Consider the following 25,409-nt stretch of genomic DNA (forward strand, 5'->3'; position numbering starts at 1 on the left):
ATATTAAACTATTATATATTCATGGATAGAAGAAATTTGGCATTTGATAAGGTCAACTTTATCTTGTTGGCCATCGGTATGGCTATTGTCATCTTAGGTTTTCTCCTGATGAGCGGTACAGGCTCTAATGAGAATACTTTCGATATGGACATCTTTAGTACTCGTCGTATAGTGGTAGCTCCTACAGTTACACTGATAGGTTTTCTGTCAATCATCTATGCAGTAATACGTAAGCCGAAAGACAATTAATAATTTATAATTAATATACATATTATTATTAGATGGATTTTATTCAGACAATCATTATTGCTATTGTAGAGGGATTGACCGAGTTCTTGCCTGTGTCAAGTACAGGTCACATGATTATCACCGAAAACTTATTGGGCGTAGATATTCAGAATCAGTTCGTTAACGCTTTTACTGTCATCATCCAGTTTGGTGCTATACTCTCCGTTATCTGTTTGTACTGGAAGAGATTTTTCTATCCGGATTCAGTGAAAACAGGAGAGAAAACCTATTGGAAGGCCATGTTCGACTTCTATGCACGATTGGTAGTGGGTACTGTGCCTGCGGTGGTGCTGGGTCTCGCTTTCAATGATTTTATTGAGTCTAACCTTGGCAATGTACAGTTGGTAGGTTGGATGCTCGTTGTGGGTGGTATTTTTATGCTCTTCTGCGATAAGATATTCAATAAAGGTAGCGAGCAGACTAAGTTTACTTACAAGCGTGCCTTGACCATCGGTTTTATCCAGTGTATTGCGATGATTCCTGGTGTGTCTCGTTCTATGTCAACCATCGTGGGTGGTATGTCTCAGCGTCTTACTCGTAAGGCTGCTGCAGAGTTTTCATTCTTCTTGGCGGTTCCCACTATGTTTGGTGCCACTTGTCTGGAGGTTTATAAGCTCATCAGCCATGGTGGCGGTTCGTTGCTCACCCAGGGTAATAACCTGGTAACATTGATTTTGGGCTCAGTGGTAGCATTCGTCGTTGCCATCCTCGCCATTAAGTTTTTCATCAATTATGTCACCAAGTACGGTTTCGCAGCTTTCGGCTGGTATCGTATCGTTGTAGGACTCATCATCATCATCTGCGGTCTTTGTGGTGTAAACATGCAGATGGTGGATTAAATATTTTATAATGGATTTCAGAAAAGGAGAAATTATAGCTATCGACAAGCCTTATCGGATGTCGAGCTTCGGAGCATTGGCGCATGTACGCTATCTGCTCAGCAAGAAACTTGGCTTCAAGGTAAAGATAGGACATGCTGGTACGCTTGACCCCCTTGCTACTGGTGTCCTGGTGCTTTGTACAGGTAAATGTACCAAGCAGATAGAGCAGTTGCAGACTCATACCAAGGAATATACGGCTACGCTCCAACTTGGTGCCACTACGGCAAGTTATGACATGGAGCATTCTGTAAATCATACTTATCCTACTAAGCATATCACACGAGAACTGGTAGAGGAAGTCTTGAAGCAGTTTGTCGGAGAAATACAGCAGGTTCCACCTACCTATAGTGCGGTAAAGGTGAATGGCGATCGCTCTTATGCCTTGCGACGTGCAGGTGAGGAGGTTCAGTTGAAGCCAAAGACTGTTAGGGTGGATGAGATAGAGTTGACCGACTATGATGATGAGCAGAAAACTGCAAGCATCCGTGTTGTCTGCGGCAAGGGTACTTATATCCGTTCGCTGGCCCGTGATATCGGTAGAGCCCTCGATAGCGGTGCTTTCCTGACTGCTCTCCGTCGTACCAAGGCAGGAAGTTTCTCGGTAGAGAACTGTATCGACTTCGACCGTTTCCAGGAATGGCTTGATGCACAGGAGTTGGAGGATAGTATCCTTGACAACAATCAACCGGCTTCTCATAAAAAGAATCATAAGTAATAATCAGAAAGGAGAAAAATATATAACATGAAACTATCACAATTCAATTTTAAATTGCCAGAGGCACAGGTTGCTCTCTATCCACATAAGGCAAAGCGTGTCGTAAAAACTGCTAACGGTGAGCGTACTTTCGAAGTGACTCGTCGTGATGAATCTCGTCTGATGGTTCTTCACAAGAAGTCTGAGAAGATCGAAATGTACAAGAAGGATGCCGAAGGCAATGACATGGTCGATGCTGAGGGCAATCCAGTATTCTTGCAGTTTAAGGACATCGTCAACTATTTCGATGAGGGTGATACCTTTATCTTCAATGATACGAAAGTTTTCCCTGCTCGTCTCTATGGTACCAAGGAGAAGACTGATGCCAAGATAGAGGTGTTCCTGCTTCGCGAGTTGAACCAGGAAATGCGTCTCTGGGATGTATTGGTAGAACCAGCCCGCAAGATTCGTATCGGCAACAAGTTGTTCTTTGATGATGTGAACGAGATGGTAGCCGAGGTAATCGACAATACTACCAGCCGTGGCCGTACCCTTCGTTTCCTTTATGACGAGGATGGTCAGCACGATGTCTTCAAGCGTTCTTTGTTTGCTCTGGGTGAGGCTCCATTGCCACGCTATATTATTGACAAACGCGAGAACCACCATGCTACCGAGGAAGATATGGATGACTTCCAGTGTGTATTTGCCGAGAAGGAAGGTGCTGTTACTGCACCTGCTACTGGTCTTCACTTCTCACGTGAGTTGATGAAGAAACTGGAGATTTGTGGCATTCAGCCAGCTTTCATTACCTTGCATTGTGGTTTGGGTAACTTCCATGAGATTGAGGTGGAGGACCTCACCAAGCACAAGATGGATTCTGAGCAGATGATTATCGGCAAGGAGTGCTGTGATCTTGTCAATCAGACCAAGTTGGCTGGTCACCATGTATGTGCTATCGGTACCAGTGTGGTCAAGGCTACTGAGTCTGCTGTCGGTACTGACGGTATGTTGAAGGAGTTCGATGGCTGGACCAATAAGTTCATCTTCCCTCCTTACGATTTCGGTCTCGCAGACTGTATGGTTGCCAATTTCTATCATCCAGAGTCACCGCTCATGATGAGCACGGCTGCTTTTGGTGGTTATGACCTCGTCTATAGTTGCTACAAGAAGGCAGTAAAGAACGGATATATGTTCGGCTGCTTCGGCGACTCCCTTTTGATTTTGAACGATTAAGCCTATATCATGCACAAAGTATATTTGAGCTTAGGTACGAATTTGGGCAACAGAAAGCGCAATATTCGTGAGGCTATTGAAAAAATAGAAGAGCTGGTTGGCGTGGTAGAGCGCCAGTCAGCTCTTTATGAAACCAAGCCTTGGGGTTTTTCCTCTCCCAATGATTTTATCAATGCTTGTGTACTGGTGGATACCATATTGGCTCCTCGCCAACTTCTTGAGGCTACGCAGAAGATAGAGTGCGAGATGGGCAGGGTAGGTAAGTCTGTGGATGGTGAATACCATGATCGTATTATTGATATTGACATTTTGATATATGATGATTTAAAAGTGAATGAACCAGATCTCGTTATTCCCCATCCTTTGATGGAGGAGCGAGAGTTTGTCATGGTTCCTTTGAAGGAAATTCTATAGTTACCTTAAATGTTACATTAAAAAACTTATCATCTCTTTATTTTTTTTAGAAAAAATTTGGAGGTCTCGTTTTTTTATTATACATTTGCAGATGTATTCTATGTTGATAATGTTAAGATGAAACTTAAACATGTGCATTCTGCATGGATACACCACTTTTTGAATAAAAGTAAATGGTCACTTTGATTAAAGGACAAAACGTAGGAGAAAAATCTCCTCTATGTGGCATACCTTCTGTTGCTACGTCTCCCTGTTGGCTACAAAATGGGGTGACCCCCAACTATGTTGTAAAGCAAAGTGCTAATCTCTCTACACTTCAGTGTGTAATTTCTATATGGACCGCCTTTTCTGCATATTGTGCAGAAAAGGCGGTTTGTTTTTTTGTGTAAGTAATAAAAGATAATAACTGTGAGTATTGATTGTGAAGCGATGGTTTGGTTTTTGATGAGAGCTGCTTATGGACAAGAACAAAAGGCGCAAGAGTTTTTAGAAGCTAAAGGAATAGAGACTTTCTTACCTTTGCAGGAACATTGCTTTGTGCGAGACGGAAAGAGAGTGAAGAAAATGCAATCCTTAATACCCAACTTCTTGTTTGTAAAAAGTACTGAAAATGAGATGAAAAAATATATAGGAAAGCATCCTGTAGATTTTCTGCATCATTATTATGTGCCTCATAAGGATAATTCAGGGAATGCCATTGGGACAAAAGGCATCAAGCCATTAGTAATCCCCGATGAGCAGATGGCTGCTTTCCAGCAATGGTATGCTATCCGTGATGATAATAAGCTCTTTATAGCCGATGATAAGATGCATTTCACTAAGGATCAGCAAGTGAAAGTGATTGGTGGAAAGTTCGCGGGTATGTGTGGTCGGGTGTGTCATATTAAGGGGCAATCGCGAGTCGGCATAGTCATCAGCGGTGTCGGCATCATCTTCACTGCTTATATTCCTAAAGGTATGTTGGAGGTGCTCTAAATAAAGCAGGTATGTGTTTTAAATTTAAAATGATAGGATTATGAATAAAGTCATTCAAAATTTTGGAGTGATATTCTCCTTGCTGTTGCTTACTTGTGTGAGCATGATAGATAGGATATCGTGATGATGGTGGTCTTAATATTTGGAACAACATGACTCAGTTTTTAACGATAAACTTTATCTTAAAATGATTAAAGATAGTCTGTTTTGAAACAAAATTATAGTTTAGTAATTTATTATATTTTTGCAAATGTATCCCATGTTTAAGAAAAACAAATCTGTCTCTTTGAGTAAAGGACAAAGTTCAGGAGAATCTTCTCCGTATAGTAATATTCCTAAGGGATGTTGAAAAAGTATAAACGACAGTTCCATACTATGTTTTGGGAGTATGGAAGGCTCTCTTGTTGTTTAAATAGAGATTATTTATAAGTTCTTCGCTGTAGAGCCAAGTGAGGAAAATAATGAAAATTGTTTTTATGAAACGTATTGTTTATGTAATGTTGGCATTGGTTTTTATGTTGATGCCAAGTTTGGTGAAGGCGCAAGGAGATTTGGCTGCCTTTGATTTGAAAGGAAAAGTAAAGCAGTGTACTTGGGTGAACCACAAGGCTGGTTGTATTTATCAAGGCTTTTCGAAAGATGCCAATAAAGAAGTGCTTTTTTTTGCTCAGAACGGTCGTTGTTTGAAGTGGAATGGAGGAACCTTTGTTAAAATGGGTGGTGATGCTCTTTATTCTGAATGCTCAAGGGATGCTAAGGGACGTATTACAAGTGGCGAACTTTACACGGCTTATTATAATCCTGGTAGTGGTGAAGATACATTTACTTACAACGCTAATGGTAAGTTGGCAAAACATACTTATGAGGATGCAGGAATGTCGATTGTGACTACGTTTGCTTATGGGACTGATGGTAATGTAAGTTCGACAATCTCTAAGATAGAGGACTATAATACGGAGAAGACTTCTACGGTAAAGGTTTCTTATACTATTCAAGCTAAGGATGCTAAAGGTAATTGGACAAAAAGACTTGCCAGAAGAACTAATGGCTCTTCTTGGGTAGAGACAAGAACCATTACTTATTATCCTGCAAAATAATAATTAAGGGCAATAGATTTACATCTTTCAGAAGCTATTTGCCCTTTAAAAGTTATTGCGCTATAAACAATCATTAAACTTAATTCTATATGATTAAAAACTATTTTTTTGTGATATTTGCAGCAGTGACAATTTTGTTGGTATCTTGCGGCAATTCCCAAACTACTCCACAAGAAATAGATGGAGTAGAGTTTACTGGTAATGGTCTTTTGGGCAATTTTCCTTATATGATGGCTCGCTATGATTCGGAGCGAGCTAATTTAGAACGAAATCTGAATGGTGCGGGGGTGTTAGAAAAGAGGAACTTTGCGAAAGAAAATGAATTTGATATTGAAAAAATCGCAGAAGAACTTGATGGTAAGGAAGTGCCTTTTGAGATTAGTACAGGTGGTAAGACAGAAGAAATTAAAGGATTTAAATTCAAGGTTGTTAAATCTGTGGGAGGTTATCTGCCTTGTATGAAAATACGTATTGAAGGACCAGCTGGATATGATGCAGGATGGAGTGAAAAAGGTATAGAAGCTTGTGTGCCTGTAGATAAGGATGGTAATATTCTTAATTTCCATGAGTCGCTTGGTCGTTTTTGGTTGCATCTTGGGAGTATTGTTGGTGCTTATTCTTATCCTTTAAAATATGATAAGAATTACAAAGAAATGCTCCAAAGAAATCATATTTTAGACCGTTTTGTTAAGATTGTAGCAATGGATGAAGAGACTTTTGAAAAAACACAAGCGAAAATGCGAGAGGCTGAAGAAAAGGCTTTAAACGAGGAGGCGAAAGACAATGATTTGTCAAAAGTAGAATTCTCTGAAAAAGGTTGCGAACCTATTGTATTAGGGAAAAAGGTAAATCAATTTCCTTCGAAATGTAAGGGGTTCTATACTCATTATAGATGGAATATAGATAAACTCTCTCATACGAAGAATTTTACATTCTTTAATGGAACCGATACTGTTGTGCATGTTGAGTCAGATTTAAGTTCTGCGGAAATTTATAAAATATTTGTTTGCTCTCCAAAGATAAATGTGAAATTTGATAATGGTAAGACATTGAGGGCTGGTATGAAGTTAGTCGAAGTTGCTCAGACATTTGGCGATGATTTTAAGGCTTCGTGGACTCCAGAAGAAATAGGTCCATTTATTCATTTTGGTCTATATGGTGGATATCCTGCAGATGAAGAAACCTTGAAACGAGAAGCTTTAGAGCGTATAGAAGAACTTTATGGTTGTTTTGAATATCTTGATTTGAGTCCTAAAGATGTGCTACCAAATGCTGTGCTGGAGAGTGTTATCCTTTGCTTGCATGAGTAACTTTCAAATGTTGTTGTATAATAAAATTTTGATTCATGAGAAAGTATATATTTTTGTTGGTGATGTTTGTGTTGACATTCTGTTCATGTGGAGAGAAGGGTACAACTTATTCTGAGACAGATTTTAATGGAGAAGGAGTGTTTGGTGCTTTGCCACAAATGTCCGCGCGAATGTCCAGTATTGTAAAACCTGCAATGGATAAAATGAATGAGAAATATCCAAAGTTAGCTTCTGATGATCCGAAAGATAAGGAAGAGGTGGTGAAAGGACAAGAGTTTAATGATTATCTTAACTCTATTTCAGAGGAAATTGTTGAAACTTATGGTAAGGATAATCTTGAAAGTTGGGTAAAGGAAATCCAGAAAATGTCAGATATTAAGAGATTTCATATTATTAATGACTTGGGACTTCCTATAGAAAACCAGCGTGTGTCAATAATAGGTGCTGATGTTTTCTTTAATATAACTTTTAAATTTACTATTCATCTTGGGCGAGCAAATGAGAAAGAATTTATGCCTTGGATTTTGTTTTTTGATGCAAATGGTAAATGTCTGTATGGTAAAGAATGTGTTTTGTTGCCTAATTTTGGATTTCAGTCTTGTTATGTGGAAATAGCTGTCCCTTATAAAACCCAAATAAGTGTACTAAAAGACCCAGATGGTGCTACTCAAAAGAATATAGAGTTTTGTAAAAGATGGATAAGGTTACAAGAATTAAAATCGTAAAGGCATTAGATGCGCCAAAATTCCTGGAAACTGAAAGGTAATTGGTAATGTTGGTTTAATAAATGTTTTAAATAGGATAATTTCTTATTATTAAAAATGTAATTATGAAGAATTATACTCGAATTAACAAAAGTATGTTGCTTATATTGCTTTCCTCTTTTGTGTGTATAAGTTCCTTGGCAGGGCCAAGAAGTTATGCTCAAGCAAAGGCTATTGCGGAAAAGCAAGCGGCTAAGTTGGGAATACAAATTGATGAAAATAGTTCTCCAGCCTGCAAGGCTAAGAGTTTAGGTGGCGGTACAAGTTCACAGGCGGCTAGTTATTATGTTTTTACCAATGGTGAAGATAAAGGTTTTGTTATCGTTTCAGGGGATGATCGCTTGCCTGAAATTGTGGGCTATTCTGATAAGGGAACTTACAAGGAACAAGAGGACTTGCCTTCAGCTTATCTTTTCTATTTAGAAGAATACAAGAAAATGACTGATAGGTTGTTGGCTGGCGAAGAGGCGACTATTTCTTACCTAGAGGAACTTGATGCGGTGAAAAATGCAAAAGCCGGTAACCGACAAGTTGTGAAACCATTGCTGGGCTCTATCGTTTATAATCAAAATGCACCTTTTAATCAAATGTGTCCTTTTTATGCGACAGACAAACGCTCTGCTACGGGTTGTGTAGCTACTGCTATGGCACAAATTATGTCTTACTATAAATATCCATCTTCTTTGCAAGCTGATATAGAAGGTTATACGAACAACAAGACTGGGATAACAGTAGAAGGCACTCAAAAAGGAGAAAAATATGATTGGGATAATATGTTGTCAAACTACAACAACTCCTATACAGAAGTGGAAGCTAATGCGGTGGCAAAGCTTATGTATCACTGCGGGACTGCTATTAAAACAGAATATGGTTCTTCTTCTGCAGCAGATGTAACACCACAAGATTGGGCTAAGTATTTTGGGTATGATAAAGACCTTTTAGCAAAAGTTTACCGATCGCATGTTACTCTAGATAAATGGGAAAGCTTGATAGAAAATGAATTGCTTGCAAGGCGACCTGTTCTTTGTTCGGGACATGGACACGAGTTTATTTGTGATGGAGTTGATGCCAATGGACTTTATCATGTTAATTGGGGATGGGGTGGACGCTACAATGGTTATTTTGACATTTCAGCACTCAATCCTCAGTACGAAGGAAGCAATTCTGCAGATGAGGCAACTAGTTATTATTCAGCTTTAGATATATTAATAGGCATTGCACCAGACAATGGTAAGGAGGATGCTCCACTATATACAAGAAGTTATTCTCATGCCTCTGTCAATAAGTATGAAGATATTACGTGGGACACACAAACTCGTAAAAATTGCCATGAAGTTTTTTCAGGGAGTAGAAAAATATGGTTCATAAATTATTCTTATGAATATTTCAAGGGATATGTTGCTTTGGGTGTAGAAAATGAAAAAGGAGAGCTTGTACTCATATCTAAGCCTCAAGAATTAAGCATACGAGAAAGATATGACAAAGGGGAGTATCTGGCAGTAAGAACTTTTTCCTTCGATTATGCTTTTCCTGTTGGCATAACTAAAGTGATGCCTGTGTTTAGTTATGATTGTGAATCCTGGAAGAAATGTGATTCTTCTTTTCTTCTTACTGCAACCGACACGAATATTGCAACCACAGAAATTTCAGACTATATTACGGCGACTGTGACTGTTGAAGATCGGGCTGTACGTAACTTGCCCACTCAATTTAATGTGACAATACGTAATGATATGCCTGATGAAGTCTTCGATATATTTAGTTTGTATATTAGTGATACTAGAACCAAACCTAACAAAAGAAGTTCTTTTTATGCTTTCACCATTCCTGCCCATGGTGAAATTACAAAGTCTTTTTTTGCAACTCCAACTTCTGAAAAGATTTATTTTTGGCTCAATAAATTAAATTATGAGGTAATTAGTGGTGAATTTATAACTACGGTCGAAGGGGAAACTCCAGTTTTAACCCTTACGGAAGCTTCTTCAAATGCTACGCCAAATCTGTACGAAACCCAAAACTCATATTATTATGGTAATCTTGTAAAATTGCCTAGTACGACAGAAGATAAAGCGAGATTCACTTATGCCATACAAAATACTGGGGGTAAAACTTGTAAAACATGTATTGTCAATATTTCGGGAATCTCTAGTGGCTTGTCAAAAATCATAACTCGTACCTTAACTATAGACAAAGGTCAGACTGTAAAATTATTAATCGAAGTTTCTCCTGAAGAATTGGAAAGCCGCTTCATAGATTGTAGGCTAAAGTTTGCAAATGATGGAGTTGATGTTTCTTCGAATCTCGAAGGACAGAAAATCAACTTTGTAAATGACAATAGGTATTATCCTCTATCTGTAGGAACATTATGGCTTTATATTAATGACCCAAACGCAACGCAAATTTCTCTTCCAAGCCAAAATCTTGCCTTTGTAAAAGGAGGTAAAGGAGAAATTTGTATTAGCTATGCTAAAGCTGGGCGCATAATGATTTATAATTTAGCTGCTCAACTCGTGAAGGCCATGGACGTTGTTCCTGATATAGTATATAGTATTCCTTTGCCAAGTGGTATCTATCTTATTGATGGAAAAAAGGTAATGGTAAAATAAATGTTGGAAAAATAATCAGAAATCCCATCATTCCCAATAAGAGAATGATGGGATTTTTCTTGCGATTTGTGTAAGCGGCTCCGCGTTTATACCTTGCATAATTGAAAAAAGCAGTAATAGCTGATTGAATAATGCTGTTACTGCTTTTTCCATCTGTCAGGAAGCAAGTCTCTGTATTTTTCCAATGGAGTATTTGGTTGCCATTCTACGGTCTTTTCTATGACGTCGCTAATGTATTCGAACAGATTAATGCCATTCATTTTGCATGAGATGGCGATAGAATATAGGATAGCTCCTCGTCTTGCCCCTTCGTGCGAACCAAAGAATAATGAGTTTCTTCTCGACAGCGATATGTACCTCTGGATTCTCTCAATATAATTGTTGTCGAGAGCAGTATCACCTCTTTTAAAAATGTCACAAATGGCATTATACTCGTTAAGGGCATAGCCGACGGCTTGCGCCAAGGGCGATTTGGGCAGCAAATCCTTCCTGGAAGATAATTCCTCCAGTTTCTCTAATAAATCCTGCAAAATGTCCGGTGCGTATGATTGCCGATAAGCCAGATGTTTCTCTATTGTCCATCCATTTACGCCAACCTTATGCTTTTTGTCTTCTTGATAAAATCTGTTGATGATGCCTGCTACTTCCTGTGCATCCTTGTCGTTCTTGCCACAGTCGATGAAGTTTCTCTTGACATGCTGCAGACAGGCAATTCTCATAATGTCCGGATAAGCATCCGACTCCAGCTTCCGGTAAGGAGCATATGCATCACTCTGTACTGTACCTTTATAATCCGAGAACACATCAAGTATGATCTGCTCAGAACGTGATCCAGCCTCATATACGAAGAACACAAGTCCCAGTTTAGGTGCGCTTACCGCCCACAGGTAACCTTTCTTCGAGCCATTGTCTGTAGGCTTTACCCTCGTCAGCAGTACTTTATGATAAGTTTCATCTGCCGTAACATAATCCTGCTGTAACACCTTTTGGCAGATGGCTCTATAGATATTTTCCAGTACGTCTGCGCTTCTGGCAATCAGCTTGTTTGCCGTGGCTTTCCTTAGTGTGAACCCACTGTCGGCAAAGTATTTGACGATTCGCTCCACCGGCATGGAATAGATATACCGCAACTGCAGTAGACCTGCTGCAAAAGAAGATGTATAGGATGAGTTTAGCAGCAATGCTGGTGGGGTCTTTCCTGGATACAGGACATTTCCATCCGTATAAGTGTTGATGTGATATACGGTCTTGATGAACTTGATGGGCTCCATGCTGTAACGCACACAGGTGCGGGTGCCATAGATGCGCAGCGTCTTCAAAAGTTCCGCATCCATGTCTGGATTAACCGTAACATGTTTCTCCTCCATCTCATAATGCATGTCACGCTTGGCCCCATTGTTTTTGCGCTCCTTTCTCTTTTCCGCCTGCTCTTTTTTCTTCCTGTCAAATTCTTCCTGAGTCATTGAGTCTTGCAGACACTTCTCCTGACGTTCGGACTTTTTGCCGGAAACGAGCTTGCCGAGCGCCCTGTTCTGACGATTCGCTTTGTCTATGGCGATTCCTTTCTGGACGAGTTGCTCTTCTAATGACTTTATACGTTCAATGAGTTCACCGACCTGTATGGTCAGCGAACTCACAGTATCGTTAGCAAGCTGAAGTTGCTCCTTCAAAAGTACTATGATTTCGTCCTTTGTCATAGTGCAAAGGTACGAAAAAATATTGAGACATGCAAGTATTATTGGATATTAATTTTATCTATTTTATTGATATACAGCACGTTATTGGCATTATAATACAGCTATAAGTTAAGCCTCTTTCTAAATCTCATACTTTTAAGGCAAATTCCGCTCATGATGGCAGACAGAGTCTTGTGCGGCATTTTGCATTGCTTGTTCTTAGGGTCAAAGAATGGCAATTCAAAGGTTCCTCGTTCCAGTCGCTTGTGATATAGCAAGAAACCATCGCCGTCCCATTTTAGCAGTTTAACCTGCTGGCGATTCTTGGAGAAGAAGATGAAGACAGCACCGCCAAGTGGTGGCAGCTCCATCTCCGTCCTTACTATCTGATACAAGCCATTAATACCCGTGTTCATTCGAACGTATCGCTGGCAGACATAGTATTGGGTGTTCTCATTTAATCCAAACATACCGCATCCTCCTTCTCATAAAGTTTCATTAACGCCATAACAGACTTGGCGCATCCTTTTTTGATCGACACAACGGTTCCATTGGGAAAGGTTATGTTTATGCCTTGAAGAAGATCCTCCATAGGAAGATCTATAGTTGGAGACTCCATAGGCACGAACATCACGCCGGTATTTGCAGTAGAGGCTTCTGCTCTTTCCTTACGGGCTGCCTCCTGAACTTCGCGGATTTCATGCTTGGCACGCAGGACAGAATATCCCTTCTCGGACATCCAATTTTGCATGGTACGGTGATTTACATGCCTTTCCTTCAAGAAAGGAGTCAGGTGAGCCTTTGGATTTCGATTCAAATAGATTAAGAAGGAATTCCAAGCCTTCTCAAAACGTTCGTTTGTTGTCATAATTCATGCAATTAAAAAATTATGGTGCAAAGGTACGAACAAACGAGAAAGCTACAATGGTATAAACGCGGAGCCGCTTACCGATTTGTTAATTCTGTAGGTGAAGGGTGGTGAAGGGTGTTTTGTAACTCTTCACCTCTTGAAAGCATGATAAATACAGGTGTTCTAAGTGATTTGGTGAAGAGTGAAGGGTAAAATGAGGGTATGGCATTTTTTTGCGGAAAAATCATATCCCTTTCAATAGCATTTTCCAAAGTGGTATAATTTGGATGATATTGCCGTCGAGGTTAATCTCTTTTTCTTCATCCGTCGTGATGATGAATAACTCCTTGCAATCGAAGCGTTTGGCGTAAGCCAGGAGGGCTTTTGTTTCTCGCTCATAAGTCTTATCATCCTGTATGCTATAGGATACTTGGATGGCTTTACCATGCTCAAATAGGCAAAAGTCAACTTCTATATTGTCATTGTAATAATATAGGTCCTCACCATACGTCTCATAGAGATAAATGGCAACCATATTTTCCAATAGGGATGTTTCTGGATCAAGCAGGAAGAGATTTAGAATTCCATTATCGATGAAATAGTATTTCTTGTTAGAAATCTTGTCTTGCAATTTTGCCTCAATGTTTTCTATAGAAAAAATCATGCAAGTTTCCTTGATGTATTCAAGGTAATCTACGATAGTTTCTTGCTTGACCTTTCCTGCTACTGTAGATACGATATTTGCAAGACGATTGTAGCTTTGTGGCTGTTTGATGCTCTCAGCTAATTTCCTGACTAATACTTTTAATCCTGTAGTGTTACGTATATTGTATCTACTGATTAAGTCGCCAAAATATATCTTGTTGTATAGATTGCCTAACCATTGACGCTTGAATGATTTTTCTCGGATGACTAACTCTGGTAATCCTCCAAAGTGGAAATATTCATTGAAAGTTCGTTTGATAGGAGCGTTGTCAAGGTATTCCCACTGCTTTTCTAATTGGATGTTCTTGGATTGGAGGAATTCCATGAAGGAAAATGGAAATACATTTTGAACTATATAACGTCCGCCAAGAGTTGTGGAAATTTCTTTGCTCAACATCTTTGCATTGCTTCCAGTAATATAAACAAGGTATTTATGGTCTGCAAGTCGGCGTGCAAACTTTTCCCAACCATCCACTAATTGAATCTCGTCAAGCATGAAGATTGGCTTATGGGCAAATAATTCTTCGTATGCTTGTTTGATGAGGTCGAGGTCGCTGAGTTGGATGTCTGCTAAACGGTCATCTTCAAAGTTGAAGTAGAGAATTTCTTCAATGGAATGGCCTTGCTGTAATAGGTCATGTATGCGTTGGTATAGCATATATGACTTACCAGCCCGGCGAAGACCTACCAATACGTAGCATGAATGAGGTTCAAATTCGACATTGCGTCTAATGAAACTCAATTCTTTTACCATTTGTTGGTTCTCTAATATCAATTTCTTAGCTATATTTTTATCCATATTATAGTTTTTTACTGAAATATGGGTGCAAATATACAAAATTTCCTTTATAAGGGGAAGGAAAATACCAAAAAGTTTCCTCTATAAAGGAAACTTTTATATAAAATCTTTCCTTTATAAGGGAAATGTTATATTTATTCTACTTCGCTCCAATCAATAGTCAGGAAAAGTCAGAGTAGGAAACTACAATACCAGCCATGCTCTTCAAGCGATCCCTCGGGGACCACGTGATGGGGAACTGGTGAACAAGAGACGGGCAACGATTGCCCATGAGGCGGGCAACGAGTGCCCAAACAGATAGCTACAATTTGGGCAACATGTTGTGACTTTTCCTCCTTATTATATTGTAGTTTCCTATATTTAGTTGACTACATAGTTCCTTATTCCTATTGTAAGTTGACAATTATTTTCTCTATTCCTAATTCTACTTGTCAATCTTCTATCTTATTCCTAGTTAGTATTTACATACTTCATTCTAGTTCCTAATAGAAGTAGACAAAGGACCCACCCCTAGGGGTGGATCGCGGTTTTTACAATTTTGCTGCAAAATTAATCATTTTTCCTGAACTGACAAGGATTTTATGTACTTTTCCCTATAACTTGTCCAATTTTTCTTTAAACTTCCCTTTTGTTTCGCAGCTTCCTTTGGTGTTAGCATCCCGATACTTCCATGAGGGCGTAACTCATTGTAAAAGTGTACTGCCCTTTCTAAAGCCTCTTCTACTTCCTGTAAAGAAGTAAAAGAAAGCCCCATGAATAACTCGTTCTTCAACGTGTTATTGACACGCTCTGCTACAGCATTATCCTTCGGATTGCCACATTCTGTCATGCTAGGTATGATACCGTATTCCCTTAGTAATTTGATGTATTCGTTACTAGCATATTGTACACCTCTATCGGAATGATGGATTGGTGTAATAATATCCTTATAACTTTCCATGCGCATTAAGGCCATGTTTAGGGCTTTCAAAGGGAACCTGGTGGAGAGTGACTCACCGACAGAATAGCCAATGATTTCTTTTGTGTAATAATCCGTAATCAAAGAAATGTAGCAGAAATGATAAGTGCCTTGTTCGGCATCATCCCAAATCTTCTGATATGTAATGTCGCTCACCCAAACTTCATTGGGTGATGATGGTATCAGTTCTTTTATCTTGTTGGGGTATGTGGGTAACCCATGACGAGAGTCCGTTGTACGAGGTTTTCGGTTGGAAGAACGCACTCCCAACTTGTACCTTGATATTATATCCTCGAAACGGCAATGTCCCATGGCGTTCTCTTCTCCAAACTCCTTGCAATACATCAGCCAGAGTTTACGACCGCCGATACCTGGATCTTGCTTTCTAATAGACTTAACATACTCTATTACAAACGATTCCTCTGCCAAGGCTGCAAGCATATTGTCTTCGTGCTGATAATACGCTTGACGAGTAAACCCAAACAGTTTACAGAGGCCAGAAACACTATAGTTTTTGTCCTCTGCACGAAGTTCCTTTACTGTTTGGGTCCAGATTTTTTTCGCACAGGAATCTTATAAAGACGCTCTGCAATATCAATCATCTTGTTATAGGCGGCAGCTGCCATCTTTGCCTCATGGAGTTCTTGCTCCATAGCTGCCAAGCGTTTCTTCAATTCAATGTTCTCCTGCGAGAGATTTTCTGGTGTTGCATTTTGCTTCATTTCTTCTACGATTTGTGGATTATTGGTTGCAAAGTTACCAAGAATTCTGTAAACTGAAGTACTGCTAATTGACATTTTTGCCATAATTTCTCTAACTGGTACATGATACTGATAATAACTGCGAGCTATGCTCAACGCTAAATCCATTTTGTCTTTGTCCATATTTGTTATTTTTAAGTTGATTTATACTGTGTCAACTTTTTCTAGGACAAGACATATATAGCCGTTTGCATCGTTTGCACTTTTCTAAAATAAAAAAATCCCATCATTCTCATTGAGAGTGATGGGATTCAATGTCTTAAAGCAAATTGCTTTCAGATTACTTACGAAGACCGAGGGCCTTGATGATGGCACGGTAGCGATTGATATCGCGGTCGTACAAGTAATCGAGCAATGCGCGACGCTTTCCTACAAGCTGTGTCAGAGAACGTGTTGTAGTATAATCTTTACGGTTCTTCTTTACATGTTCCGTCAAATGAGCAATACGGTATGAGAACAATGCTATCTGGCTCTCAGCTGAACCAGTATCAGAGTTAGACTTTCCGTACTTGCTAAAGATCTCTTCTTTTTTTGCTTTGTCTAAATACATAGCTGTGTTACTTAATAATAAATGTTACTTTAATTGTTTCTAATGCATTCAGGACCCTTCCTCGCGGCGGTTTCTCTAAAAATGCGCTGCAAAGTTACAACTTTTCTGTGAAACTTGCAAATTTTTCCGATATTTTTTGTAATTTTGCACCCAAATTCATTAAGTATTTAAGGTAAAGGAAATGCAAGACATTAGAAACATTGCAGTTATTGCACACGTTGACCATGGTAAGACTACCTTGGTGGACAAGATGATGCTCGCCGGAAAGCTGTTCCGTGACGGCCAGGATAATAGCGGCGAAGTGCTCGATTCCAATGATTTGGAGCGTGAGCGTGGTATAACCATTCTTTCAAAGAATGTATCTATCAATTGGAAAGGTGTTAAAATTAATATCCTCGATACTCCTGGACACTCCGACTTCGGTGGTGAGGTGGAGCGCGTACTCAATATGGCAGACGGTTGTCTCTTGCTTGTTGACGCTTTCGAGGGCCCTATGCCTCAGACCCGTTTCGTGTTGCAGAAAGCTTTGCAGCTCGGTCTGAAGCCTATCGTTGTTGTTAATAAGGTGGATAAGCCTAACTGCCGTCCTGAGGAAGTTTATGAGATGGTATTCGATCTCATGTGCGACCTTGATGCTACTGAGGATCAGCTTGATTTCCCTGTAGTATATGGTTCTGCCAAGAATGGTTGGATGGGAGAGGATTACAACAATCCTACAGACAACATCGACTATTTGCTCGACAAGATTGTAGAGGTTATCCCTGCTCCTAAGCAGTTGGAGGGTACTCCTCAGCTCCTTATTACTTCTCTCGACTACAGTTCTTATACAGGCCGTATCGCTGTAGGTCGTGTTCATCGTGGTACTCTGAAGGATGCCATGAATGTGACAATCTGCCATCGTGATGGTACACAGGAGAAGACCAAGATCAAGGAACTTCATACATTCGAGGGTATGGGTCACAAGAAGACTGATCATGTAGATTCTGGTGATATCTGTGCAGTTATCGGTTTGGAGAAGTTTGAGATTGGTGATACCATCTGTGATTATGAGAATCCAGAGCCACTTCCTCCAATCGCTGTTGATGAGCCAACCATGAGTATGCTCTTCACCATCAACGATTCTCCATTCTTCGGTAAGGAGGGTAAGTACTGTACTTCCCGCCATATCCAGGAGCGCTTGAATAAGGAGTTGGAGAAGAACCTGGCTCTTCGTGTTCAGCCATTCGAGGATTCTACTGATAAGTGGATTGTCAGCGGTCGTGGTGTGCTTCATCTCTCTGTACTCGTGGAAACCATGCGTCGTGAGGGTTATGAACTTCAGGTAGGTCAGCCTCAGGTTATCTACAAGGAGATTGACGGCGTGAAGTGCGAGCCTGTAGAGGAATTGACTATCAATGTACCAGAGGAGTTCGCTTCTAAGATGATTGATATGGTAACCCGTCGTAAGGGTGATATGACTTCTATGTTGAACATGGGTGAGCGTGTGGATATCGAGTTTGATATTCCTTCTCGCGGTATCATCGGCCTTCGTACCAATGTGCTGACTGCTTCTCAGGGTGAGGCCATCATGGCTCACCGTTTCAAAGAGTATCAGCCATTCAAGGGTGAAATCAACCGCCGTTCTAATGGTAGTATGATTGCACTTGAAACTGGTACTGCTTATGCTTATGCTATTGATAAGCTTCAGGATCGTGGTAAGTTCTTCATCGACCCAGGTGAGGAGGTTTATGCCGGTGAGGTAGTTGGTGAGCATGTTCACGAAAACGACCTTGTCGTCAATGTGACTAAGGCAAAGCAGTTGACCAACGTCCGTGCTTCTGGTTCAGACGATAAGGCTCGTGTGATTCCAAAGACCGTAATGAGTCTTGAGGAGTGCTTGGAGTATATCCGTGAGGACGAGTACGTAGAGGTAACTCCTAAGAGCATGCGTATGCGCAAGGTAATCCTTGATCACTTGGAGCGTAAGCGTAGCAATAAAGACTAATTAAGTATAGCTTTAAGGATATAAATGAAAAGAGAAATCCTCTCCTATCGGATGTTTCCGATATGGAGAGGATTTGAGTTATTGTACTTTTGCACTTGAATTTCTACTCTGTTTGGACTTGCAGTCAAATGGTTTATTCAATAGGACTCAAAATCACGTAATTATGAAGTTGTGGAATTTTTTCAGGAAGTTTTCCTTGCCCTGTTCGCTGGTCATAGGAGCAGTGGGTTATTTGATTTTTGCATACGTTCCTTTCTTGGAACCATTGGGTGATGCGGTCGGACCTCATTTGGTCAGTCTGATGCCGATTGTATTGTTTGCTTTGCTTTATGTTACGTTTTGTAAGATAGAAATAAAGGAAATGAAGCCTAAAGCCTGGCATTTTATATTGCAACTGATTAGAACTTCTTTGGCTTTGATGATGGTGGTACTTATCTTTGAGTTTGGTAACGACTATAATACGAAACTGATACTGGAGGGTGCTTTCATCTGTTTTATTTGTCCTACTGCAGCAGCTGTGGCTGTGGTAACAGAAAAATTGGGTGGGTCTATCGGTTCGCTTACTACCTATACGGTAATAGCCAATATTTTCACGATGGTTATCATCCCTTCTCTTTTCCCGATGGTAGAAAAAGGTGCTGATGTATCCTTTCTTTATATGAGTTTGATGGTGTTTAGGAATGTGACTACGGTTTTGGTGGTGCCATTACTTTTAGCCCTATTGAGCCGCAGGTTCTTGCCGAAGTTTGTGGATAAAGTAAAGAGCGTAAAAGATTTGGGATTTTATATGTGGTGCTTCAATCTGACGATTCTGATGGGCGAGACGGTGCGTAATATCCTTCATGCTACGGTATCCGGTTGGATTCTTGTTCTGCTTCTGATCGTTCCGCTTTTCGTCTGTCTTATCCAGTTTGCCATCGGTAAGGCGGTGGGACGCCATTTTGATGCGAGCATTAGTGCAGGACAGGCTTTAGGTCAGAAGAATACGATAGTGGGTATCTGGCTCACCCTTACTTTCCTGAATCCGTTGGCTGCCGTAGCTCCAGGTGCCTATGTGGTTTGGCAGAATTTAGTGAATGGTTGGCAGTTGTGGTATAAGGAGAAGTATGGTAAACTCAAGTGGTAAAAAAAGCATCTTAAGATACTCGCAAATGTATCTTAAGATGCTTTTTCTATATTTCAGTCTTTGACTTTTCCTGATTTCAGTCAGGCCTTTCCTAATCTTATTCTTGTGTAGGATAAATCAAGTTTTCTTCCTTGATAACGTTCAAGACCTCTTCGAGATATTTCTTGGACTCGTATTTTGCCATAGGCAGGTCGTGGAGCAGATAGTTGCCACAGTCCTTGGCTGCCTGTCCAGGAATCTCGCCTTCGAAGTCTGCGATAAACTTGAAGGTGCGCTTCATCAACTCAACGATATCCTTGCTTTCCAGGTCTCCTTTGATGATGAGGTAATTACCTGTGAGGCAACCCATCGGACCCCAATATACGATGCGGTCTTTCCACTCTTCGTCATTGCGGAGATAGGTGGCAGCGAGGTGCTCAATCGTGTGGATGGCACCGTTGTGGAGACAAGGCTCCTGATTAGGTACTTTCATGCGGATATCGAAAGTAGTGACAACTTCGTTTCCAATTTCGTCCTTACGGCTAACGTATATACCGCGGAGCAACTTGTTATGATTGATAGTAAAACTTGGTATCTTGTTCATAATTTCTAATTTGTCATTTCTCATTTATAATTTCTCCAAGAATGCTTTGGTTACATTGAAAGAACCTTCTGCCATCTTAGCCCAAAAGTCGAAATACTGCTGCGCCTTGGTGTCTTTGAGTGGTACATCACTGATAATACGGAAGGAGATGAAAGGAGTCTTGTATATATGGCAGGTCTGTGCAATAGAACAGCTCTCCATATCGACAGCCATTGCATGAGGAAAGTGCTCCAGGATAGAGCGCATCTTCTCCTTGCTATCTACAAACCACTCTCCACTGACAATCTGTCCTGCATGTATCTTAGGATGGATGTTGTCTGGAAGATGATTGATGGCAAGTGCCTTCTCTACATACTCCTTTGGAGTCTTGAAGGTGGCTGGCATACCCAAAATCTGTCCAAATTCACATTCATCGCCGCAATAAGCGTCATGATATACACACTCTGTTGCCACTACAACCTCAGTAACGTTGAGGTTGATATCTGCTCCACCCGCAACACCGGATGAGATCACCAGGTCTGGATGGTAATTGTCTATCATTTCTACGGCACCGATGGTACTGTTTACCTTGCCGATGCCGCACTGTTGCATGACTACTTCATTGTTGCCAATTTTTCCAATCACGAAATCCTTGTGGTTCTTCTGCTCTGTCTGTGATTCTGTCAATAATGTCTTGAGTTGCGTGAACTCCTTGTCCATCGCAACGATAATTCCTATTTTCATATATTTATTGTAACTTTTTCGATTGAGAATTTGCCGATATTAAAATCGGCTGCAAAGTTACGAAAAATATCTGATAAAACCTTAGAAGTTAACACCAAAGTTGAGTTGCAGTCCTCCATTATGGGATGTGTCGAAGGTATCATGACAGATGTTTGCCAGACCGATATCGTAGGTAAGGTCGGCATAGAACATATCGTATTGCACGCCACAACCCAGACGGAGTCCTCCATCTACCCGGCGGAAGTTATCGTCATTAAATGAGTTTTGAGCTTCTCTCTGTTCGAAGTTTTTAATCTTTCCACCAACTCCTAAAGCGAAATATCCTCCAAAAAATGGTTGGAGCGAGAAGTGTGGATCGATATTGTACTTATATTTCAGTACAAGTGGAATTTCGATGTAGTTGAGGTCGTAGGTCATCTTCTTGTCATTAGCCAAATCTTTCTTGCCGCCTTTCTCTGTATAGAACAAGCCTCCTTCCAAATAAAGAGGCTGGGCATTTGAAAGTGCGACACCTGCCACAACTCCCACGTTGAGACCAGTTTGCCAATTACCACCATCCAGTCTGCTATCATCCGAATTGACGTAAGAGAAAGAAGGACCAATCCTGAATCCGAAGTAGGAGTCAGGGTAATCATTGTAGTGACGGCCGTAGTCGAGATGACCAGTCTGCTTGTTGTAATATCTGCTCTGAGTGTAGTGTTGAGCTGAGGATGGCATTGCGATGAGCAAGAGAGCCATCAGGAGAAATGTAATCTTTTTCATATTTTTCATCAATTTATTAGTTATACCTTATTATATATAAAGAGCTTTTTGTATGATATGAAACTCTTTTTCTGATGCTGCAAAAATACGTATCTTTTCTCATATTGCAATTAGAGAATCCCTAAAAGAAAAGGGAAATTCCCTATTATAATGGGTAATACCATCTTCTACAGATCCATTTCAGGCAAGTCTGAATGCTTCTTAAGTTATTTCTTTAACACTAAAAATAGCAAAAACTACCTTTTTTATTTTGTATTGTCTTCATTTTGCACTATCTTTGCAGTCAAAATATAAACGTTTATAGAAATAATGAAATTTTTGAAGAAGTATCTACTGGATATTCTGGTAGTAATCGTATTTGCAGTTGTCTCCTTTGTTTATTTCATGCCAGCCGACATGGACGGGCGCATCCTGTTCCGTCATGATGCTGCAGCAGGCAAGGGACTGGGACATGAAAAGGAACTTTTCCAGCAACAGACTGGCGAGGTGACCCGTTGGACAAACTCTGTTTTTGGTGGAATGCCAACTTATCAGATGTCACCATCTTATGAGAGTGGCACTGTTTTGCAGCAGGCTGTCAATGCCTATCATCTCTGGTTGCCTGACTATGTGTGGTATGTATTTGCATACCTCTTAGGATTCTATATTCTGTTGAGAGCCTTTAACTTCCGACAGTCATTAGCAGCATTGGGATCTATCATCTGGGCTTTTTCGTCCTATTTCTTCATCATCATTGCTGCCGGACACATCTGGAAAGTGATGGCTTTGGCTTATTTGCCTCCTATGATTGCAGGTGTCGTATTGGCTTATCGTGGTAAATATTTGTGGGGATTGCTCGTTACTGCTATCTTTGCAGCCTTTGAAGTCAATGCCAACCACGTGCAGATGACTTATTATTACCTCTTTATCATCTTCTTTATGCTTCTCGCATTCTTGTGGGATGCCTATAAGAAGAAGGAAATGGCTCGCTTCGGTAAGGCTACTGCGGCTTGTATCGTGGGTGCCGCCATCGGTATATCGCTCAATCTTTCCAACCTGTATCATACTTGGCAGTACGGTCAGGAGTCTATGCGTGGAAAGAGTGAACTGGTGAAGAAAAACGCTGCTAACCAGACCAATAGCGGTTTGGATAGAGACTATATTACCCAGTGGAGTTATGGTATTGACGAGACTTGGACGCTCATGATTCCGGATGCAAAGGGTGGTGCTTCTGTTCCTTTGGCACAGAACACAAAGGCAATGGAAAAAGCGGATCCTAACTTTGTACAGATTTATCAGCAACTCGGACAGTATTGGGGCAACCAGCCTGGAACAAGCGGTCCTGTATATGTAGGCGCTTTCGTCTGTATGCTCTTCATCTTGGGCTTATTCATTGTGAAGGGGCCGATGAAGTGGGCTTTGTTGGCGGCGACCATCCTCAGCGTACTTCTCTCATGGGGTAGAAACTTCATGCCGTTTACGGATTTCTTCTTGGATTACGTTCCGATGTATGCCAAATTCAGGACGGTGGCTTCCATCCTTGTGATTGCTGAGTTTACCATTCCTCTGTTGGCGATGATGGCACTCAAGAAGATCGTGGATGAACCGGAAATATTGACTACCAAGGCCAAACTCGTTTATGCAAGCTTCGGACTGACAGCAGGTTTCTGTCTCCTCTTTGCCTTGGCACCAGGCCTGTTCTTCTCAGATTTCGTGTCTGCACAGGAACTTCAGGCTTTGCAGCAGCTTCCTGCAGAATATCAGGGACCTATCATCAGCAATCTGACTGAAATCAGAAAGGGTATCTTTACTTCCGATTGTTGGCGTTCTTTCTGGGTTATCGTCATTGGCTCAGCCTTCCTCTTCCTTTATAAGATGAAGAAGTTGGGCAAGGAGTTTATGATTGCTGGTATTGCTGTACTCTGTTTGGTAGATATGTGGATGGTCAACAAGCGTTATCTCTATGATGATATGTTCGTGGAGAAGAGCGTGCGTGATACTCCACAGCAAATGACTGAGACCGATAAGATGATCTGCAGAGACAAATCGCTTGATTATCGTGTACTCAATATGGCATCCAATACCTTCAATGAGAACGAAACTTCATATTATCATAAGAGCGTTGGTGGTTATCATCCAGCCAAACTCCGTCGTTATGCGGAGATGATAGAAGCTTATATCTCTCCAGAGATGCAGAAGGCGATGAAGGCTGTAGCTGAGGCTGGTGGTGACATGACGAAGGTGAATGGCGACAGCATATTCCCTGTGCTCAATATGCTCAACACGAAGTACTTCATCATGCCTTTGCAGGGTGGACAGACTGTGCCTGTGCAGAATCTTTATGCCTATGGCAATGCTTGGTTTGTTGATAAGGTAAGCTATGCAGAAAATGCCAATGAGGAGATTGATAAGGTAGGAAAGATCAATTTGCGACATGAAGCTGTAGCTGATGCGAAGTTCAAGCAGCAGCTCGGTGAAAGTGTGCCTCAGGATGATACTTCTATTGTTAAGTTGACTCAATATAAGCCAAATAATCTGACTTATGAGGTTACTTCCAACAAGGGTGGTGTCATCGTGTTCTCTGAAATATATTATCCTGGTTGGACGGCTACGATAGACGGACAGCCTGCAGAATTGGGCAGAGTGAATTATATCTTGCGTGCCCTGAATGTAAAACCGGGAACTCACAAGGTGGTACTTGATTTCCACCCTACATCCCTGAAGACAACAGAGACCATTGCTTATGTAGGCTACGGTGTACTGTTGATTCTCTTGCTCGCAGGTTTATTCTTTGAATGGAAGAAAAATAAAGTAACAGAAAAATAAGCAATATGGACTTTAGAACGGAAGTGAACATAGAAAAGGCTGACTTTGAGATACAGCCTTCTGACAGACTGCTTTTCGTGGGCAGTTGTTTTGCGGATCATCTCGGCAATCGTTTTGTCGAGAATCGCTTCCGTGCCATGGTCAATCCATACGGAGTCATGTACAATCCTACGAGCGTATATCACTCTGTGGACCGGTATCTCAAGGGGGAACCTTGTACCGCAGGTTTGAAGGCTGGTACTGAATATCAGAACCAAGACCGAAAAGTGGATGTGGCTGTCTTTACGCTCGGAACCAATCATGTATATATCCTGAAGGAAACGGGTGAAGTGGTGGATAACTGTCAGAAGCGTCCGCAACGCCTGTTTGAAGAAAAGGAATTGAGTGTGGGTGAATGCGTGGTAGAACTTTTCAAGGCGGTTTTGGCATTGCTCGGTCAAGGAGTCAGGCACATTATCGTGACGGTGAGTCCTATCCGTTACCAGAAATATGGATTCCATGGCAGTCAACTATCCAAGGCCACGCTTCTTTTAGCGGCAGATATACTTTGCCAGCGCTTTCCAGAAGTGGTGCACTATTTCCCTGCCTATGAAATTCTCTGTGACGAACTGAGAGATTATCGCTTTTACAAGGAAGATATGCTTCATCCGAGCGAACTGGCCGTGGAATATATCTGGCAGAAGTTCCAAATGGCTTACTTTGGCAAGACTGCCGAGGACTTTTTAGAGGAATGGAAACCTATCCGTGAAGCCCTTGGACACCGACCTTTCAATCCAGAGAGTGAGGAATACAAGAAGTTTCTTGCCAATGCACAGGAAAAAGAACGGAAATTCATGGAAAAGTACCAGTTGGGGAAATGACATGA

Annotated in this window: 24 protein-coding genes; 14 read left to right on the top strand and 10 right to left on the bottom strand. The window is 40.9% G+C overall.

All coding sequences use genetic code 11. From position 1 onward, the window contains the following. Positions 1-21: 21 nt before the first annotated feature. The 10 genes from KUA50_RS15265 to KUA50_RS15310 all read left to right on the top strand — a co-directional run bounded on the left by KUA50_RS15265 (position 22) and on the right by KUA50_RS15310 (position 10,262). Positions 22-249, top strand: a complete 228-nt coding sequence (locus KUA50_RS15265; RefSeq protein ID WP_218456362.1) for a DUF3098 domain-containing protein — start codon at positions 22-24, stop codon at positions 247-249. A 32-nt stretch (positions 250-281) separates the two neighbouring features. After that, complete coding sequence (locus KUA50_RS15270) at positions 282-1,127, top strand: undecaprenyl-diphosphate phosphatase (protein ID WP_218456361.1); 846 nt, start codon at positions 282-284, stop codon at positions 1,125-1,127. 10 nt (positions 1,128-1,137) lie between these two features. Continuing rightward, the gene (gene truB / locus KUA50_RS15275; protein ID WP_218456360.1) at positions 1,138-1,884 is read left to right on the top strand and encodes a tRNA pseudouridine(55) synthase TruB; all 747 of its coding nucleotides are present in this window, start codon (positions 1,138-1,140) and stop codon (positions 1,882-1,884) included. Positions 1,885-1,911: 27 nt separating this feature from the next. Then, positions 1,912-3,096, top strand: a complete 1,185-nt coding sequence (gene queA, locus KUA50_RS15280; RefSeq protein WP_022111658.1) for a tRNA preQ1(34) S-adenosylmethionine ribosyltransferase-isomerase QueA — start codon at positions 1,912-1,914, stop codon at positions 3,094-3,096. A gap of 9 nt (positions 3,097-3,105) precedes the next feature. Further along, positions 3,106-3,510 carry a 2-amino-4-hydroxy-6-hydroxymethyldihydropteridine diphosphokinase gene (gene folK / locus KUA50_RS15285; RefSeq protein ID WP_218456359.1) on the top strand — a complete coding sequence of 135 codons (405 nt, stop codon included), beginning with the start codon at positions 3,106-3,108 and terminating at the stop codon, positions 3,508-3,510. A 444-nt stretch (positions 3,511-3,954) separates the two neighbouring features. Further along, positions 3,955-4,485, top strand: a complete 531-nt coding sequence (locus tag KUA50_RS15290; RefSeq protein ID WP_256624185.1) for a UpxY family transcription antiterminator — start codon at positions 3,955-3,957, stop codon at positions 4,483-4,485. Positions 4,486-4,961: 476 nt separating this feature from the next. After that, complete coding sequence (locus KUA50_RS15295; RefSeq protein WP_218456357.1) at positions 4,962-5,582, top strand: hypothetical protein; 621 nt, start codon at positions 4,962-4,964, stop codon at positions 5,580-5,582. Between the two features lie 89 nt (positions 5,583-5,671). Then, on the top strand, positions 5,672-6,892 hold the full coding sequence (locus KUA50_RS15300) for a hypothetical protein (RefSeq protein WP_218456356.1): 1,221 nt from the start codon (positions 5,672-5,674) through the stop codon (positions 6,890-6,892). A gap of 35 nt (positions 6,893-6,927) precedes the next feature. Next, positions 6,928-7,617: a hypothetical protein gene (locus tag KUA50_RS15305; RefSeq protein ID WP_218456355.1), complete on the top strand. Its 690-nt coding sequence runs from the start codon at positions 6,928-6,930 to the stop codon at positions 7,615-7,617. A gap of 104 nt (positions 7,618-7,721) precedes the next feature. Then, positions 7,722-10,262 carry a C10 family peptidase gene (locus KUA50_RS15310; RefSeq protein WP_218456354.1) on the top strand — a complete coding sequence of 847 codons (2,541 nt, stop codon included), beginning with the start codon at positions 7,722-7,724 and terminating at the stop codon, positions 10,260-10,262. 137 nt (positions 10,263-10,399) lie between these two features. Here the strand turns inward: KUA50_RS15310 and tnpC are convergent, their stop codons facing one another. From tnpC to rpsO, 7 genes are all read right to left on the bottom strand, one after another. After that, positions 10,400-11,959 carry an IS66 family transposase gene (gene tnpC / locus KUA50_RS15315; RefSeq protein WP_218458237.1) on the bottom strand — a complete coding sequence of 520 codons (1,560 nt, stop codon included), beginning with the start codon at positions 11,957-11,959 and terminating at the stop codon, positions 10,400-10,402. Positions 11,960-12,060: 101 nt separating this feature from the next. Further along, on the bottom strand, positions 12,061-12,408 hold the full coding sequence (gene tnpB, locus KUA50_RS15320) for an IS66 family insertion sequence element accessory protein TnpB (RefSeq protein ID WP_022110333.1): 348 nt from the start codon (positions 12,406-12,408) through the stop codon (positions 12,061-12,063). Then, a complete protein-coding gene (locus KUA50_RS15325; protein WP_134842472.1) occupies positions 12,396-12,806 on the bottom strand; it encodes a hypothetical protein in 411 nt (136 codons plus the stop codon). The genes tnpB and KUA50_RS15325 overlap by 13 nt, the downstream gene beginning before the upstream one ends. Before the next feature lie 226 nt (positions 12,807-13,032). Continuing rightward, positions 13,033-14,292 (bottom strand): ATP-binding protein, encoded by a 1,260-nt coding sequence (locus KUA50_RS15330; RefSeq protein WP_218458241.1) that lies wholly within the window; start codon positions 14,290-14,292, stop codon positions 13,033-13,035. Positions 14,293-14,845: 553 nt separating this feature from the next. Continuing rightward, a complete protein-coding gene (locus tag KUA50_RS15335; protein WP_218458244.1) occupies positions 14,846-15,805 on the bottom strand; it encodes an IS3 family transposase in 960 nt (319 codons plus the stop codon). After that, on the bottom strand, positions 15,787-16,134 hold the full coding sequence (locus KUA50_RS15340; RefSeq protein ID WP_218458243.1) for a hypothetical protein: 348 nt from the start codon (positions 16,132-16,134) through the stop codon (positions 15,787-15,789). Before KUA50_RS15340 ends, KUA50_RS15335 begins: the two co-directional genes overlap by 19 nt. Positions 16,135-16,291: 157 nt before the next feature. After that, positions 16,292-16,561, bottom strand: coding sequence for a 30S ribosomal protein S15 (gene rpsO / locus KUA50_RS15345; protein WP_118117074.1), 270 nt, complete (start codon positions 16,559-16,561; stop codon positions 16,292-16,294). 181 nt (positions 16,562-16,742) lie between these two features. Here rpsO and typA point away from each other — a divergent pair, with 181 nt between their 5' ends. After that, on the top strand, positions 16,743-18,545 hold the full coding sequence (typA, locus tag KUA50_RS15350) for a translational GTPase TypA (RefSeq protein WP_118117075.1): 1,803 nt from the start codon (positions 16,743-16,745) through the stop codon (positions 18,543-18,545). A 163-nt stretch (positions 18,546-18,708) separates the two neighbouring features. Further along, positions 18,709-19,671, top strand: a complete 963-nt coding sequence (locus KUA50_RS15355; protein WP_218457122.1) for a transporter — start codon at positions 18,709-18,711, stop codon at positions 19,669-19,671. A 97-nt stretch (positions 19,672-19,768) separates the two neighbouring features. Here the strand turns inward: KUA50_RS15355 and KUA50_RS15360 are convergent, their stop codons facing one another. From KUA50_RS15360 to KUA50_RS15370, 3 genes are all read right to left on the bottom strand, one after another. Next, a complete protein-coding gene (locus tag KUA50_RS15360) occupies positions 19,769-20,254 on the bottom strand; it encodes an S-ribosylhomocysteine lyase (RefSeq protein ID WP_218457121.1) in 486 nt (161 codons plus the stop codon). 24 nt (positions 20,255-20,278) lie between these two features. Next, the gene (locus KUA50_RS15365; protein ID WP_022111647.1) at positions 20,279-20,977 is read right to left on the bottom strand and encodes a 5'-methylthioadenosine/adenosylhomocysteine nucleosidase; all 699 of its coding nucleotides are present in this window, start codon (positions 20,975-20,977) and stop codon (positions 20,279-20,281) included. 81 nt (positions 20,978-21,058) lie between these two features. Next, positions 21,059-21,739, bottom strand: a complete 681-nt coding sequence (locus KUA50_RS15370; protein WP_218457120.1) for a porin family protein — start codon at positions 21,737-21,739, stop codon at positions 21,059-21,061. 309 nt (positions 21,740-22,048) lie between these two features. Here KUA50_RS15370 and KUA50_RS15375 point away from each other — a divergent pair, with 309 nt between their 5' ends. Both KUA50_RS15375 and KUA50_RS15380 read left to right on the top strand, forming a co-directional pair. Then, positions 22,049-24,544, top strand: coding sequence for a YfhO family protein (locus KUA50_RS15375; RefSeq protein WP_134843136.1), 2,496 nt, complete (start codon positions 22,049-22,051; stop codon positions 24,542-24,544). A 5-nt stretch (positions 24,545-24,549) separates the two neighbouring features. Further along, on the top strand, positions 24,550-25,404 hold the full coding sequence (locus KUA50_RS15380; RefSeq protein ID WP_218457119.1) for a GSCFA domain-containing protein: 855 nt from the start codon (positions 24,550-24,552) through the stop codon (positions 25,402-25,404). The last annotated feature ends 5 nt before the right edge of the window (positions 25,405-25,409 follow it).

It is taken from the genome of Segatella hominis (assembly GCF_019249725.2).
Lineage (GTDB): Bacteria > Bacteroidota > Bacteroidia > Bacteroidales > Bacteroidaceae > Prevotella.

Coding starts and splice junctions, on each gene's coding strand:
- KUA50_RS15325 (WP_134842472.1), bottom strand. CDS start 12,806: ATGACAACAAACGAACGTTTTGAGAAGGCTTGGAATTCCTTCTTAATC.
- KUA50_RS15295 (WP_218456357.1), top strand. CDS start 4,962: ATGAAACGTATTGTTTATGTAATGTTGGCATTGGTTTTTATGTTGATG.
- typA (WP_118117075.1), top strand. CDS start 16,743: ATGCAAGACATTAGAAACATTGCAGTTATTGCACACGTTGACCATGGT.
- KUA50_RS15310 (WP_218456354.1), top strand. CDS start 7,722: ATGAAGAATTATACTCGAATTAACAAAAGTATGTTGCTTATATTGCTT.
- KUA50_RS15305 (WP_218456355.1), top strand. CDS start 6,928: ATGAGAAAGTATATATTTTTGTTGGTGATGTTTGTGTTGACATTCTGT.
- rpsO (WP_118117074.1), bottom strand. CDS start 16,561: ATGTATTTAGACAAAGCAAAAAAAGAAGAGATCTTTAGCAAGTACGGA.
- KUA50_RS15375 (WP_134843136.1), top strand. CDS start 22,049: ATGAAATTTTTGAAGAAGTATCTACTGGATATTCTGGTAGTAATCGTA.
- tnpB (WP_022110333.1), bottom strand. CDS start 12,408: ATGTTTGGATTAAATGAGAACACCCAATACTATGTCTGCCAGCGATAC.
- folK (WP_218456359.1), top strand. CDS start 3,106: ATGCACAAAGTATATTTGAGCTTAGGTACGAATTTGGGCAACAGAAAG.
- KUA50_RS15265 (WP_218456362.1), top strand. CDS start 22: ATGGATAGAAGAAATTTGGCATTTGATAAGGTCAACTTTATCTTGTTG.
- KUA50_RS15290 (WP_256624185.1), top strand. CDS start 3,955: ATGAGAGCTGCTTATGGACAAGAACAAAAGGCGCAAGAGTTTTTAGAA.
- queA (WP_022111658.1), top strand. CDS start 1,912: ATGAAACTATCACAATTCAATTTTAAATTGCCAGAGGCACAGGTTGCT.
- KUA50_RS15330 (WP_218458241.1), bottom strand. CDS start 14,292: ATGGATAAAAATATAGCTAAGAAATTGATATTAGAGAACCAACAAATG.
- KUA50_RS15270 (WP_218456361.1), top strand. CDS start 282: ATGGATTTTATTCAGACAATCATTATTGCTATTGTAGAGGGATTGACC.
- truB (WP_218456360.1), top strand. CDS start 1,138: ATGGATTTCAGAAAAGGAGAAATTATAGCTATCGACAAGCCTTATCGG.
- KUA50_RS15340 (WP_218458243.1), bottom strand. CDS start 16,134: ATGGACAAAGACAAAATGGATTTAGCGTTGAGCATAGCTCGCAGTTAT.
- KUA50_RS15380 (WP_218457119.1), top strand. CDS start 24,550: ATGGACTTTAGAACGGAAGTGAACATAGAAAAGGCTGACTTTGAGATA.
- KUA50_RS15365 (WP_022111647.1), bottom strand. CDS start 20,977: ATGAAAATAGGAATTATCGTTGCGATGGACAAGGAGTTCACGCAACTC.
- KUA50_RS15360 (WP_218457121.1), bottom strand. CDS start 20,254: ATGAACAAGATACCAAGTTTTACTATCAATCATAACAAGTTGCTCCGC.
- KUA50_RS15300 (WP_218456356.1), top strand. CDS start 5,672: ATGATTAAAAACTATTTTTTTGTGATATTTGCAGCAGTGACAATTTTG.
- tnpC (WP_218458237.1), bottom strand. CDS start 11,959: ATGACAAAGGACGAAATCATAGTACTTTTGAAGGAGCAACTTCAGCTT.
- KUA50_RS15370 (WP_218457120.1), bottom strand. CDS start 21,739: ATGAAAAAGATTACATTTCTCCTGATGGCTCTCTTGCTCATCGCAATG.
- KUA50_RS15355 (WP_218457122.1), top strand. CDS start 18,709: ATGAAGTTGTGGAATTTTTTCAGGAAGTTTTCCTTGCCCTGTTCGCTG.